The organism is Methanobrevibacter sp., from assembly GCF_045130115.1.
Classification (GTDB): Archaea; Methanobacteriota; Methanobacteria; order Methanobacteriales; family Methanobacteriaceae; genus Methanocatella.
Genome location: NZ_JBGUPC010000029.1, coordinates 19,827 through 33,921 on the forward strand (window position 1 = coordinate 19,827; position 14,095 = coordinate 33,921).

Annotated in this window: 17 protein-coding genes; 10 read left to right on the plus strand and 7 right to left on the minus strand. The window is 39.7% G+C overall.

Annotated elements, in window-relative coordinates:
- Positions 1-99 precede the first annotated feature (99 nt).
- From cbiM to ACJMML_RS05105, 4 genes are all read left to right on the plus strand, one after another.
- On the plus strand, positions 100-732 hold the full coding sequence (cbiM, locus tag ACJMML_RS05090) for a cobalt transporter CbiM (RefSeq protein ID WP_405306281.1): 633 nt from the start codon (positions 100-102) through the stop codon (positions 730-732).
- A gap of 1 nt (position 733) precedes the next feature.
- A complete protein-coding gene (locus tag ACJMML_RS05095; RefSeq protein ID WP_405306282.1) occupies positions 734-1,033 on the plus strand; it encodes a PDGLE domain-containing protein in 300 nt (99 codons plus the stop codon).
- A gap of 118 nt (positions 1,034-1,151) precedes the next feature.
- A complete protein-coding gene (gene cbiQ, locus ACJMML_RS05100) occupies positions 1,152-1,982 on the plus strand; it encodes a cobalt ECF transporter T component CbiQ (RefSeq protein ID WP_405306283.1) in 831 nt (276 codons plus the stop codon).
- Between the two features lie 9 nt (positions 1,983-1,991).
- Complete coding sequence (locus ACJMML_RS05105) at positions 1,992-2,831, plus strand: ATP-binding cassette domain-containing protein (RefSeq protein ID WP_405306284.1); 840 nt, start codon at positions 1,992-1,994, stop codon at positions 2,829-2,831.
- Here the strand turns inward: ACJMML_RS05105 and ACJMML_RS05110 are convergent, their stop codons facing one another.
- From ACJMML_RS05110 to ACJMML_RS05125, 4 genes are all read right to left on the minus strand, one after another.
- Positions 2,832-3,032 carry a hypothetical protein gene (locus tag ACJMML_RS05110; protein WP_405306285.1) on the minus strand — a complete coding sequence of 67 codons (201 nt, stop codon included), beginning with the start codon at positions 3,030-3,032 and terminating at the stop codon, positions 2,832-2,834.
- 45 nt (positions 3,033-3,077) lie between these two features.
- Entirely contained in the window at positions 3,078-3,308 is a 231-nt protein-coding gene (locus ACJMML_RS05115; protein ID WP_303738312.1) for a FeoA family protein, read from the minus strand.
- 127 nt (positions 3,309-3,435) lie between these two features.
- Positions 3,436-5,454 carry a ferrous iron transport protein B gene (feoB, locus tag ACJMML_RS05120; protein WP_405306286.1) on the minus strand — a complete coding sequence of 673 codons (2,019 nt, stop codon included), beginning with the start codon at positions 5,452-5,454 and terminating at the stop codon, positions 3,436-3,438.
- 162 nt (positions 5,455-5,616) lie between these two features.
- Entirely contained in the window at positions 5,617-6,114 is a 498-nt protein-coding gene (locus ACJMML_RS05125; protein ID WP_405306287.1) for a hypothetical protein, read from the minus strand.
- Positions 6,115-6,176: 62 nt separating this feature from the next.
- Between ACJMML_RS05125 and ACJMML_RS05130 the strand changes: the two genes are divergently transcribed.
- Positions 6,177-6,638 (plus strand): MarR family transcriptional regulator, encoded by a 462-nt coding sequence (locus tag ACJMML_RS05130; RefSeq protein ID WP_405306288.1) that lies wholly within the window; start codon positions 6,177-6,179, stop codon positions 6,636-6,638.
- On the opposite strand, the gene ACJMML_RS05135 is transcribed toward ACJMML_RS05130, so the two are convergent.
- Positions 6,635-7,348 (minus strand): hypothetical protein, encoded by a 714-nt coding sequence (locus ACJMML_RS05135; RefSeq protein ID WP_405306289.1) that lies wholly within the window; start codon positions 7,346-7,348, stop codon positions 6,635-6,637. The genes ACJMML_RS05130 and ACJMML_RS05135 overlap by 4 nt on opposite strands.
- A gap of 138 nt (positions 7,349-7,486) precedes the next feature.
- On the opposite strand from ACJMML_RS05135, the gene ACJMML_RS05140 reads away from it, so the two are divergent.
- From ACJMML_RS05140 to ACJMML_RS05150, 3 genes are read left to right on the plus strand one after another with little or no spacing between them, the layout of a single operon-like run.
- Positions 7,487-8,740: a tripartite tricarboxylate transporter permease gene (locus ACJMML_RS05140; RefSeq protein ID WP_405306290.1), complete on the plus strand. Its 1,254-nt coding sequence runs from the start codon at positions 7,487-7,489 to the stop codon at positions 8,738-8,740.
- Positions 8,741-8,748: 8 nt separating this feature from the next.
- Entirely contained in the window at positions 8,749-9,519 is a 771-nt protein-coding gene (locus ACJMML_RS05145) for an ATP-binding protein (RefSeq protein WP_405306291.1), read from the plus strand.
- Position 9,520: 1 nt separating this feature from the next.
- Positions 9,521-9,799 (plus strand): STAS-like domain-containing protein, encoded by a 279-nt coding sequence (locus tag ACJMML_RS05150; protein WP_405306292.1) that lies wholly within the window; start codon positions 9,521-9,523, stop codon positions 9,797-9,799.
- Here ACJMML_RS05150 and ACJMML_RS05155 read toward each other — a convergent pair.
- Positions 9,792-10,697: an SAM-dependent methyltransferase gene (locus ACJMML_RS05155; protein ID WP_405306293.1), complete on the minus strand. Its 906-nt coding sequence runs from the start codon at positions 10,695-10,697 to the stop codon at positions 9,792-9,794. The genes ACJMML_RS05150 and ACJMML_RS05155 overlap by 8 nt on opposite strands.
- 126 nt (positions 10,698-10,823) lie before the next feature.
- Here ACJMML_RS05155 and ACJMML_RS05160 point away from each other — a divergent pair, with 126 nt between their 5' ends.
- Both ACJMML_RS05160 and ACJMML_RS05165 read left to right on the plus strand, forming a co-directional pair.
- Positions 10,824-12,248 carry a CpaF family protein gene (locus tag ACJMML_RS05160; protein ID WP_405306294.1) on the plus strand — a complete coding sequence of 475 codons (1,425 nt, stop codon included), beginning with the start codon at positions 10,824-10,826 and terminating at the stop codon, positions 12,246-12,248.
- Positions 12,249-12,252: 4 nt separating this feature from the next.
- Entirely contained in the window at positions 12,253-13,155 is a 903-nt protein-coding gene (locus tag ACJMML_RS05165; RefSeq protein ID WP_405306296.1) for a type II secretion system F family protein, read from the plus strand.
- 7 nt (positions 13,156-13,162) lie between these two features.
- Here ACJMML_RS05165 and ACJMML_RS05170 read toward each other — a convergent pair whose 3' ends face one another.
- On the minus strand, positions 13,163-13,879 hold the full coding sequence (locus ACJMML_RS05170) for a DUF4012 domain-containing protein (RefSeq protein ID WP_405306297.1): 717 nt from the start codon (positions 13,877-13,879) through the stop codon (positions 13,163-13,165).
- Positions 13,880-14,095 lie beyond the last annotated feature (216 nt).

Genomic DNA, 14,095 nt, shown 5'->3' on the forward strand with positions numbered 1-14,095 from the left:
GATATTACTTGAATAAAGTAAAGATAATACTTTTTAGTAATACTCAATTTATAAATGAGACTCAAAAAAGTATTACTTAAAAAAAATGGAGGAATAAATTTGCATATACCTGACGGATTTATACCTATTGCACAATGTCTAGTATACTATGTGATCCTGATTGTCGCATTATACTTCTCCGTGAAATGGGCAAAATCCAACTTAGATGAAAAACGTATACCTCTTTTAGCAGTTCTCGCAGCAGGTATTTTTGCAATCATGTCCATGAACATGCCAATTCCATTCGGTACTAGTGGACACATGGTTGGAGGAGCTTTAGTAGCTATCGTATTTTTAGCACCTGAAGCTGCCGTGCTTGTATTTACAGTGGTACTTCTTATCCAAGCATTGATATTTGGAGACGGAGGAATTACTGCTTTAGGAGCAAATGTATTGAACATGGCAATCGTTGGAGGTTTTGTTGGATTATACACCTTCAAAGGATTAAGTGGAATGATTGGAAAATACGCAGCAGCTGGAGTTGGAGCATGGTTAGCAACCGTAATCGCAGCTTTGGCCTGTGCTATCGAAATGGCAATCGCAGGAACTTTCCCAGCAAACGTAGGTATTCCATCAATGGTATTATACCACTTCTTTATTGGAATAATCGAAGCTGTATTAACTGTAATAGTTCTTGTAGCATTAGACAAATTCAGACCAGATTTACTTGCATGGAATGAAGGAGATGCATAAAATGGAAAAAAAAGACATGACTTTAATTGGAGTTGCAATCGTAATTTGTGTCATCATATGTGTTCTTTCACCATACATCGCATCTGGTGACCCAGACGGATTGGAAAAATCTGCAGAAGATTCCGGACTTGCTGAAGATTTCTCAGTTGAAGAAATCAAAGGAATTCCAGATGCACCATTCCCAGATTATGCGTTTGCAAGCAGTCCTGACAACCAAGTATTACAGATTGTAGCACTGGTTATAGGGGTAGTTGTAACTCTTATATTAGGATTAGGAGTTGCATATGTAGTTAAAAAGTAGAAATTAACCTTTAATTTCTATTTTTTTCTTTTTTTTAAAAGTAATTGAAATTTAATAAAATGCACATAAGCAAATAATAATATATTACGAGTTTTTAATATTATATTAGTGAATCAATATGGTAGACATAACACAGATAATGCGGTTTGACGATTTGGCTTCCCAAGATAGTCCGATACATAATCTGGAGGGAAGGATTAAACTAATCTCCACAATTTTCATCATTGTAGTCTGCGTTATCTCCCAGGAAATTTTCATACCAATAATTCTGGAAATATTTCTTTTGATAGTCCTGAAAATAGCTAAATTATCTTATGTTGATTCATTCAAACGATTATTGATGTTACTGCCTTTCGGCGGAGCAATCATAATTTTCCAGCCATTCATACAACCTGGAAATATCATCTGGAGTTACTCCTGGCTGCATGTAACCGATGCAGGACTCAATTGGGCGATTCTTCTGCTGGTTCGCTTAATCGTGTCCCTGACCGCAATCATTATCTATTCATCAACAACCCCACTGCAGGAAATGGCAAGCTCCTTTAGAAAGCTGAAGATGCCAAGGGACCTGGCAATGATACTGTCCATCATGGTAAGATTCCTCTTCCTCTTCGTTGATGAGCTTGCGGCAATCAGGAAAAGCCAGAAATCCAGAAACTTCAACATACACGGCAGCAACACCCCATATAAATGGAGAGTGAAACAGGTCGGATACACCATCGGAATGATGTTTTTAAAGGCATATGAACAGGGAGAAAGGGTTCACAGAAGCATGGTGAGCCGAGGATTTTCCGATGCCTCCGAAATGTTTGACGAGAAAAAGTCCCCCGAAAGAAGCGATTACTTATATCTATTTACAATTATACTGATTGTCATTGTGCTGGAAATCATAATGTTCCGGTATGCAGGGCAATTGGGTTACTTCGGTCAAAAGTTAGGAATCAATTAGGTGAGAGAAATGGAACAAATTCATTTAGAGACAAAAAATTTATCTTTTACATACCACGACGGCACTCAGGCTTTAAAAAATGTCAATATCAAAATCAAAAAGGGAGAAAAGATAGCTATAATGGGGCCTAACGGTGCTGGTAAATCAACATTATTTTCTCATTTCAATGGCTTAAGCGAGCCTACCTCCGGACACGTTGAGATTGAAGGTGAAAAAATCATATTCGAACGTGAAGAGCTTCTTAAAGTAAGGCAAAAGGTGGGCATCGTATTTCAGGATCCTAATGACCAGCTCTTTGCTCCAACCGTCAAGGAGGATGTTGCCTTCGGACCGATGAATTTGGGCCTCGATTATGACGAGGTCGAAAGAAGAATCAAGGAAGCCCTGGAGATGGTAGGGATGGCCGGATTTGAAGAAAAGACCCCTCACCATTTGAGCGGAGGCCAGCAAAAGAGGGTGGCAATTGCCGGAATCATAGCTATGAGGCCGGACATAATGATTCTTGACGAGCCTACTGCAGGCCTTGACCCTGAAGGTGTCGACAAGGTATTGAATATCCTGAACAACCTTAACAAGGAAGGGATGAGTATAGTAATCTCATCACACGATATAGAGATGGTCAATCATTTTGCAGACAAGATTTTCGTTCTATATGATGGGGAAATTATCGCTGAAGGAGACAAGCACCAAATTTTCTCCGATAAGGAATTGCTAAAAAAAGCTCATCTGAAGGCACCGGTAACAACAGAGATCCTATATAAATTAAAGGAAAACGGATGGGATGTCGATACCGAAAAAATCAGCATTGATGAAACCGTTGAGGAAATATTGAATGCAAAAAACAGCTAATCAGCGCCCGTTTATTCTACTTCTAAACTTGTCCTTAAGTTTTGCAATGAACTCGAATTCCTCTTCAAATTCAGGATGATTGCCGAATCCGCAGTTAGGACAGTGAACCTGATTGCAGTTGTCGTGCTTTCCGCAGCTTACGCAACCACGATTCTCTAATTTTGTCTCATCAAACTCAAAACCGCACATACGACATTTCACAATAAACACCGCAACAAAAATAGTTATATAAATGAAAAACTAAAGCTAAATCACTTCAATTTTTTCAGCTTCCTCTTTTCGAAGACAGACCTCACATCCTCTGATGCTCATTTCAATTGGATCGCCAAAAGGGGCCACTTTCTTTACATGGACTTTAGTACCCTTTACAAAACCCATACCCAGCAGGTGTCTTCTTAACTCAACATCACCGGAATGATGGTATTTAACAATAGTTACTGTTTCACCCGGCTTTACGTCTTTCAAGGTTTTAACCATAATATCACTTATCCTAAAAATAATTTTTAGGTAAATAAAAATTTCTTAATTATTGTTATGTAAAAAGCAATATATAAATATTTAGTTATGACTAAAAATTTTAAAAAAAGAGTTTATGGATTATCATTCATCCAAAGCCGAGCAATACTCCCACATTGAATATTAGGAAAGTTACAATATAAGCGGTAACCAGTGTTATGGCTGTCATTAAAACCGGCCATTTATAACTGTTGGTTTCCTGTTTGATTACACCAAGCACCGCAATACATGGTATGTAAAGAAGTGAAAATGCCATGAATGTAAATGCTGAGAGAGGAGTGAATGTCTCATGAACCAAATTTGTAATGCCCTCTTCATCGTCTTCCTCAAGGCCGCCCAATGTTCCCAATGTACCTACAATGGCCTCTTTAGCAAGCAATCCTGCAATGATTGCAACCGCTGCCTGCCAGGTTCCAAAACCGAGAGGTGCAAAAATCGGTGCAACTGCAGAACCGAACATTCCCAAAAGACTTTGCTGTGATCCGTAAGGCACACCCAATGGGAAAATGCTTAACACCCAAATGATTATTACGGCCGCCAGAATAATTGTTGCCGCCTTTTTGATAAATCCTTTCACCTTTTCCCAGGTATGAATCAAAATACCTTTTACGGAAGGCAACTTGTATGTCGGAAGTTCCATAACAAATGGTGCGGACATTCCTTTGAACAATGTCTTTTTAAGCACTGTCGCAACTATAAGCGCCACAATAATACCTAACAGATACATCACCAATAGCATGGTTCCCGCATGGTCCGGGAAAAATGCAGCTGTGAAAATCGCATAAATCGGCAATCTTGCAGTACATGACATGAACGGGATGAGCATCATCGCAAGTATCCTGTCGGATTCATGCTCCATAGTTCTGGTTGCCATTACAGCAGGAACCCCACAACCGAATCCTAGAATCATTGGAATGAATGCCTTTCCATGAAGTCCCACAAGCTTATGCATCACCAAATCCAGGGTAAATGCCGCTCTTGCAAGGTATCCACAATCCTCCAGAAAACTTAAACATAAAAACATCAGGAAAATGATTGGAAGGAATGTTAAAACACCCCCTACTCCACAAAACAGTCCTTTTTGAACAAATGATGCCAGATATGGATCAGGTATTGATGTAGCGGCAATTTGGCCCCATTGGGTAAACACCGCATCAATGAACTCCTGCATAGGAGATCCTATGGTGAATACTATCTGGAACATCACCCACATTATTACAAGAAAAATAGGAATTGCAAGGACCCTATGAGTCAAAACACTGTCAATCTTGTCTGAAATGGACGGCTTTTCCACTTCCGGCTTATCGACAGCCTCGGCAATCAAACCGTCAATGAATGCATATCTTGCATTTGCAATGACCTCTTCAGAGCTTTCTTTATAAATGTCATAAAGGTGTTTGCTCACCTTATCAACTTCAATCATGATTTTGGAGTTCAATGGAGATTGCTGGACTTTCTGAATTACAATGGAATCCTTTTCCAAGAGTTTTATTGCTGTCCAGATGGAAGGAACATCCAATAAGTCATTATCCTGTTCAATCAGTGCCTGAAGGTCTTTAAGATGTTCATTAAGCTCGGCGCCGTAAGCCAATTTTTCACTGGTATTGATGGGATTTGCAGCCTGCTTTTCAATAGTGTTCAGCAGTTCCTCAATACCTTCCTTGTTTTTTGCATTGATATCGATGATTGGAAAACCCAAAAGCTCACTCATCAGGTCGATGTTGATATAATGTTCCCTTCTTTTGGCAAAATCATTCATGTTCAGCGCCATGATCATGTTGGCACCCAATTCCATCATTTGAACTGTCAGATAGAGGTTACGCTCGATATTGGCCGCATCAACCACATTGACAATGACATCGGAGTCATCATCCACAATGAAATCCCTTGAAACGATTTCCTCAATGGAATGAGCACTTAAAGCATAATTTCCCGGCAAATCAACAATTTGATACTCATAATCGCCATGATTGAAATATCCTTCCGCTCTTTCAACGGTTTTTCCAGGCCAGTTGCCCACATGCTGGTGCATACCGGTTAATTGATTAAATACGGTAGTTTTGCCCACATTGGGGTTTCCTGCCAATCCCACAATCAATTTTGTCATCAATCATTCTCCTTTTCAATACAATAATGGCATCAAATATTATTGCCGTTTAAAAAATTAGGTAAAATAAATATATGTTATTCATATTATTTAAATATTTAAGCATGCCAAAAAAAATTAATTGATTATATTAATCAATTGCAAGTTAATCAGATTAAAAAATCAGATGTTCCATGCCTCGTTTTCGGGGTCGTCCACATCATCATATATCTCCTCATTCCAGTAATTGTCTCCGATATAGTCGTCCACTTCCTGGTTGAGACCCCAATTGTGATTGTCATAATACGTATAGGCATCAAAATCGTTCGTTACGGTGATGTCTTTAGTTTTTTCAGCACTCTTATATTTGGAATCCCCCTTAAAGACCACGTGAACGTTGTACTTGCCCACGTCATACTTTACCCGGATCCCGCTATTGTATGACTTGTAGGTCCACTTATAATTGCCGTTTTTATCGGTGATTGTATAGTTTATCATTCCGTTGGATCTGATTTCCCTTCCGTTCTTGTCGACCAGCTTGATTACGATATATCCCTTGTTCTTGATTACGCAGTCATCGGTTGATATCTTAACCTTTACCTTCTGCTTTGCAACGACCGGACTTGCAAGCAGGATACAGACTGCAAGTATCGCCAAAATGATGATGATTTTTCTTTTCATGTTATTAACTTGTTACAAATACTATTTAAACATTGACACTAAAAATATTAATTAGTGATTTTATGATTGAATACGACGATATAATCAAGGATTCCCCATTCATTGCCAATCACTTGATTACCCTAATCAAGACTCATGATTTCTACATGAACAAGCATATAAAAAGCGGAACTGACATTCTGCCCAGCCAGTATTACATGCTGCTATTTTTATATTATGAAATGGGCACAAACCAGTCAGACATAGCAAAAGCATGCCTGATGGACAGAAGCGGAGTATCAAGAGCCTTCAAGGACTTTGAGGAAAAGGGACTGATTTTAAGGGAAATCGATGAGGAAAACAAAAGGGCGTATAAAATCACATTAACCAAAAAAGGAATTGAAACAGCGGAATTTCTGATTAGAAAAGAAAAGGAATGGGATGACATGATCTGCGAAGAGCTGAATATCCCCCGCAATGAACTGCTTGAACTTCTTTCAGGCATCTCACTGAAATCATTGGAATTCAACCGTGAAAAGTTCTAATCATATCCCTGAGATTCCAGATAGCTGTCAATATCATAATTGTCACCATATTCGTAATGGTCATAATAGGCGCCGGGATCGGTTCTTGACAATGTGTACCTGTCGGGAATCACCGTGTGATAATGGCTTGAGCCACCATCGTAGCTGCTTGGATAGCTGTAGCTTGCTGTTGAATATGTTTGCTTAAACTCAGACCTGTTCAAATCAAGAATTGTATACATCAATTTGGATTCTGAGCATTCGATGTCATCGCCCGCAACGATTATTCCGTAGACCGCATCATTTTCGGGGAAATTGGCCAAAAAGCAGGTCCCGCTCATATACTCGACATAATCGGAAATGTATTTAATCCCCTTTTCACTTGAAAGTTTAGGATAATTCTCGGGAGAATCCTTCCATACAATCATATAACCCTTATTGCCGTAAGTATCCACATAGCTGATATTTTTTGCATTTTTCCAGCCGAGATTAAAGTTCAAATCTGTCTTAAAATTTCCGTCTGGAATATCCTTCCTAGATACTTCAGCACAGCCTTTTAAAGTGGCAACCAACGCATTGTCTCCACCTATATCCTCAACGATCCTGTCACTGTAAACCGCTTCGGAAGGCGGAAAGAGCAGAGTGACTGCAGACCCGACAAAAAATGAAATGAGCAGCAGAGCCACAAACAATCCGATTAATATCACACCAACTTTTTTTAAGTTAGACATATTATTATATTAACATCATAATACCATTTAAATTTAATGGAATCAATATTACCAAATCGCCTAAATTCTTAAAAACAAGGTAAATATTACTTATTGACTTCAACAAACTTTAAATTATAGTTTGTTCAATTAATAGCTATGATAGAATTAGTTATAGCATGTTTTATAGGAATAGCAATAGGAACAACGACAGGCATGATACCCGGCATACACGTCAATACCGCAGGAGCGATAATCTTTGCATCCTCAACATTCCTTCTGACAATCGTATCGCCGGAATTTCTATGCGTGCTCATGGTTTCGATGTCGATTGCCCATGCGCTGATAGAATTTGTGCCTTCGATGCTTTTGGGAGTGCCTCAGGAGGGAACGGCAACATCAATACTTCCGGGACACCGTATGGTGCTTCAGGGCAGGTCAAAAGAGGTTATAAGAGTCGTCTCCGTCGGAGGATTCGGAGCAATTATCGTGACAATCCTGATGCTTCCCGCCTTTGCAATAACCCTGCCGATTCTGCACGACGTATCAAAGCCATTTACATGGATAATACTTCTTGCAGCATCAATCTATCTGACACACAGCATGACCGGAAACTTCAGGGACTTTCTGTGGGCTCTTCTTCTCTTTGTGCTTTCGGGAATACTCGGATGGATAATTTTCCAAACCCCCATATCATCCGGAATCACTCTTATGTGCACATTTTCGGGACTTTTCGGAATAAGCACAATACTGTTCAGCCTGAACGATTCCTCCACAATACCTCATCAGAATCCCTTCTACGAGCTCAACATTGATTACAACAAGTTCAAAAGCATTTTTGCAGGAGGAATCACCGGCGCCATACTCGGATTTCTGCCCGGCTTCGGACCTGCACAGGGAACGGTTATTGCACAGGCAGTGAGCGGAACAAATGACAATGACGATGACGATACAGTAAATTTCCTGCTTGCAACATCCGGATTGAACATTTCGGACTGCCTGTTTTCGCTGATTGCAATCTACATTATAGGAAACCCCAGAAGCGGAATAGCGGTCTACATGTCATACCTGATTTTTGAAATGGGCCTGAACCATCTGGCAATCTTCATTTTTGCCTCATTGATTGCGGTGTCAGTCTCATTGGTACTGTCCTTGAAGCTGGGAGACTCGTTTTCGAGGCTGATGGGCGGCGTGGACTATAAGAAACTGTCGATTGGAGTAATTCTTCTCCAGATTGTGATACTGTACCTGTTTATATTTTACTATAAGGCTCCAGTCATATACATGAGCCTGGCCTTGATTACCTCAACGGCAATGGGAATGCTTCCCCACTACATTGGAATCGGCAAATCCCACTTGATGGGCGTTCTGATTATTCCTGCAATTGTTATCTACATGCAAATGTTTATTTAGGCGATTTGATGAAAAAACTAAACGAATATATACAATACTTAAATACCATAATTACAAAAATAAAGAACAATGAATGTGTAGAATTGACATTGAATACAATTCTTCCATTATTATTCTTTATGAAAAACAGGGCAATTATAAATAATGAGGAATTCGATATGCTTCTCAATAAGAACATATTAAAAATCAAGGAATTGAAATATTACAAATTTAATGATTTTCATAACATATCTGATGAAATTGAAGAATATCTGTCTGAATTTATAGAGGAATCAATTGAGTTACTTCCAAGAGATATGGATTATCAAAGCGTTTATTTTTTGCTGTATGAAATTTTAATCAACGTATATAAACATTCCAAATTTCACAATGCCTATTTGCAAATAATAATCCATAATAAAGAGAATATCGATATTTGTATTTTTGATAACGGAATTGGAATTCCTGGAAGTTTTAAAGAAGCATCAATGGAATCCGATAATGACTGCGAAGCAATATATGATGCAATCAATGGAAAAACAACCGATAAGGAAAAATTTGTAATTCATGGAATGGGACTGAACACAACCTCACGACTTACCACATTAGGGTTTGACGGTGAAGTTCTGATTGCTTCAGGCAGTGGAGTATGTGAAATTACAAAAGAAGGAGCAAAACCCTATTTGAACTCCCATGAAATAACCGGAACATTTGTTATTCTAAGAATCAAAAACAAAAAAATCGACAACATCTATGACTATTTAAAATATGAAACCATAAATAAGATTAGTGAAGATTAACATGACACAAATAGAGATTAACCTTTCAGACAGATACAAAAACAAGTTAGGAATAGGCCCAACAGCAAAGAAGATATTTCAGGAAGCAAATAGCTATGATGAAGTGATTCTAAATTTCGAAAACATTGAATTCATGAGCAGGTCATTTGCTCAGGAATATGTTTTTCAAAAATATAACTCCAGATCAAAAATTATTGAAGTCAACATGAATGAAAATATTGAGGAGTTATTGAAGTTAGTCACTGAAGAATACAAAGATTATTTTGACGTGACTATATAACAATCACATTTTCCGCCATCTTTTCGGCCTTTTTAACTATTTCCTCAACATCCACACCAGGGAATGCATCGATGACACATAAATCAGCATCACCAAATTCCAAATCCTCGAATGCCTCATTATATATTTCATAGCCCTCGGAAATGCCGTTTATTTCCAGATTGTTCTTTAATGCCTCAATCATTTCAGGATTGATGTCGTTGAATATCACCTTTTCAAATCCGTATTTGAGCAGATAGATTCCAAGGGCTCCAAGACCGCACATGCCGTCAATTGCGGTTCCCCTTTTGACATCATTATTGTTCAGATAGTTGTGCAGCCTGAGCAGCTTCTCTTCGATGGTCATTGCAACTTCGATATGGTGTCTTGACTGTCTTTTGACCAGCACCACCTTTTCCTGCAGCAGGGTTCTCATGACATTTATCTGGGTGTCGTCGCCTTCAAGAATTTCAAAGTGGCTGATTTGTGAATTCCTGTCCAGTTGGCCCACTGTATTCTGAGGACTTCCCTTGAGGACACATTTGACTTCGGGAACCTCATCAATCAGTCTTGATGCCACCTCCTCTGTGAAATCCGGATGCAGCAATATCAGGGTCTTTTCTCCAATGAACTGAGGGTTCAGACTGCTGTAGTAAAATCCGGATAGCGGAACAGGTGAGTTTCTCCTGAGAGTTGCCTTTTCAGGAACGATGCCCTCTTCAATCATTATTTTCAGGATATGGCTCATCACAATATCAAGCGGCCTTTTTCCGCATTCGCATCTCATATATTCCCCGTCAAGTGTTTCAAAATCAATCAGGTCCTTCAATGGGGTAAATTTCTTTATTTGGACATCCTTGCATTTCTCACATTCTTCAAGCGATTTGATTTTTTCATCGATTTCAATGATAAAGACCACCTCAAAATTGCCTTAATGTTTAAATATTGTTCTATATCACTAATAATGCTTTCAAAAGTAATAAAAACTATATAAATTAGTAATACTAATTTAGTAATTGTAACAAAATCGCCATTGGTGAATGATATGAACAACGATATAATACCACAATATGATGTAACAAAGCAAGATTACTCTTCCGAAGAGAGAATGCTTTTGGGAGAAATGCGTGAGAATTTGGTTGACCTGGCAATATCCGCAGGCGATAATTTCCAGGTGAGTGAGGAGAAGCTGCTAAATGATATCCGCAACTTTCTGTTCTTAAGGCTGAACGGAACAACACAGGACAATGACATCCCAAAGGAATATCTGGACAGCCTGTCCCGAAAGTTCCTGAGGGACATCATCGGATATGGGGCAATCGACCCTCTGATTCAGGACGACGAGCTTGAGGAAATCATGATAATCGGAACCGGAAAGCCCATATTCGTCTATCACCGCGAATACGGAATGATGAAGACAAATCTTCAGTTCAATGATGAAGGCGAACTCAGGGACCTCATCGATTCGATTGCGAGGCAAATCAACAGAAGAATCGACCAGGAATCCCCAATCCTTGACGGAAGGCTAATTGACGGATCAAGAATCAATGCCACTATTCCTCCTGTGTCGGCTGACGGACCATCACTTACAATACGAAAGTTCAGACGGGACCCCCTGACCATCATCGACCTGATCAATTCAAGGACAATATCCCTGGACCTGGCAGGATTTCTGTGGCTGTGCATTGACGGGCTGGGAGTCAAATCGGCAAATGCAATAATTTCAGGAGGAACAAGCTCCGGAAAGACAACAACACTCAATGCCCTTTCGGCATTCATCAATCCAAATGAGAGGATAATCACGATTGAAGACACACTGGAGCTTCAGATTCCCCATGAGCATGTCATCCGCATGGAAACAAGGCCCGCCAATGTCGAGGGCAAAGGGGAGCTCACCATGAACGACCTTGTCAAGAATTCATTAAGGCAGCGCCCCGACAGAATCATCGTCGGAGAGGTCAGGGCAGATGAGGCAATCACCCTTTTCACCGCCCTGAACACAGGACATTCAGGATTTGGAACACTGCATTCAAATGATGCAAGGGAAACAATAACAAGACTTACCAACGAACCGATGTCAGTTCCGGAAATCATGATACAGGCAATTGATTTCATAATAATGCAGAACAGGATTTACACACCATCTGGAGTTTCATTTAGAAGAATCAGCGAAGTTGCAGAGGTTGTCGGCATGGAGGAAGGCACCGTCCAGCTGAACAAGATATTCCAATGGAATCCCGAAAGGGACACCATCGACAACATCAGCATTACAAGCAATACCCTGCAACAGATTGCCAACTTAAGTGGGAAATCCATCATTGAGCTTAAAAACGAGATTGAAAACAGAAAGCTGGTTTTAAAGCACATGATAAATCAGAACATCCGTTCCGTCGAAGGGGTCAACAGCGTTATAGAGCTGTACTATAAGAATCCGCAGAAGGTCCTTAACAGAATCATTCTAAACAGGTGATGGGATGTTGAATAGTTTTTTCATATTCATTGGAGAGGGAGTACTGTCCGTCATCAGATTTTTCGCCAACCTGCAATTCAGAAGAGAGGACAAAAGCCAGAACCAGCACATTGACCCGTCAATACTGGAAAAATTAAACTTCGACATCAGCACAAAACAAACAAAGTACGATACCCGATTCGACAAGCTGAGGGACGAATTGCTTGAAATCCTATTGAAAAGGCACATCATTGGATTGGAGATTATTGGATTTGTGGCAATTGCATTATTTACCGGAATTGAGCTTGGAGGAATGTATCTGATTCTAGTGATTATGGCCTACATCTTCTTGCTGCAATATCCCTATATGAAAGAGCAGCGAGGATATTCAGACCTGAACCAGGAGCTTCCCTATGCATTGAGACATATGAGCATTGAGCTTAAAGCCGGAAGGGGCATGCATGACGCATTAATAACCATAAGAAATGGAAATTACGGATCCCTGTCAAGAGAGTTCAACAGGGTTCTGGAAGAAATCAAATTCGGAAGACCAACAGAGGATTCGCTGCTTGAAATGTCCCATAGGGTCAAGTCCGAAGGCCTCACACGGGCCATTCATCAGATTGTTGGAACGCTCAGAGTTGGTGGCAATCTGGCCGGCAGCCTGGAGATTATCGCAAAAGATATTTCATTTGACATGCAGATAAAGCTAAAGGAGTTCTCGCAGAAGTTGAACTCATTCATATTGATTTATACATTCATAGCGATTTTGGCGCCCGTAATAAGCCTGATCATGCTGATGGCCGCATCGACGGTTATGGGTGACGTGATATCTTCAGAATTGCTATTTGTGATTTACATAATATTCTTCCCATTGGTGGTGATGTTCATGGGACTGTTCATCAAAAAACTAGAGCCTAAAATCTAAAGGAGGGTTAGAATATTGATTCAAACCCTTTTGATGCAAGCAATCCTGCAAAGTCTCCTTGATTATCCATTACGATGTTTCCTTTGGAGTACTGGTCAAGTGCAGCATTTATCATTGCAGATTTTACACCAGGATTGCCTGAAGCTGCTTTTGCAACAGCTTTAACAACATTCATTACCGCATCCCCTCTTGATATGCCGCTTCCGTCATCTTCACGGATGATATCGATACCGCTTGCATTTGTAGATTTTCCATTAATTTCCAATGGGCCTGCGGCGGAAAGTATTGCATCGAGTGCCTGGCTGTTAATAGCCACTACAGAATCGATTTTAGTGTTGGTGCGGTATTCCACGATTTCCTTTGCATACTGTAAGCCTTTTTCATTGTCGGCATCCCAAAATGCATCGTGAAGCAGAAGAGCCGATCCTGCACCTTGAGCCTGCGCTTCCTGCGGTTCGGTAGCTGTCGGGTGTGTCATGTCTCCAGGATAGAAAGGAGTGTAATTTTTAAGGGTACCATTCTCTAAATTAACGATGAATGCCATATCACAAGCACCCATTCCTGGCCTGCTTTCGCTTTCATCAATAGCACATACCAGGATATTCTTATTTCCATGAGTGAGTCCACTTTCATGCCCAATGAATAGTGCTCCTGCGATAATTGCTATCAATCCTATTAGAATTACAACAAGTATCACGATAATAAGTCTTCTTGTCCTGTCCATGATAATTACCTACGTTAATTTAATTATTTTTAAAGCATATAATAATTAAAATTTCATTATAAATATAGTTATGTATTGCAGAAAAAGATTAAAAAAAATTGATAAAAGGATAGTGAAATTAAATATGGGATCCATATTTAATTTCTGAGAGTAGTCATATGTTTTCATCTAAAATAGATAATAATTGGTGTTTGTGTTGAGGAGAGTTAAACACCA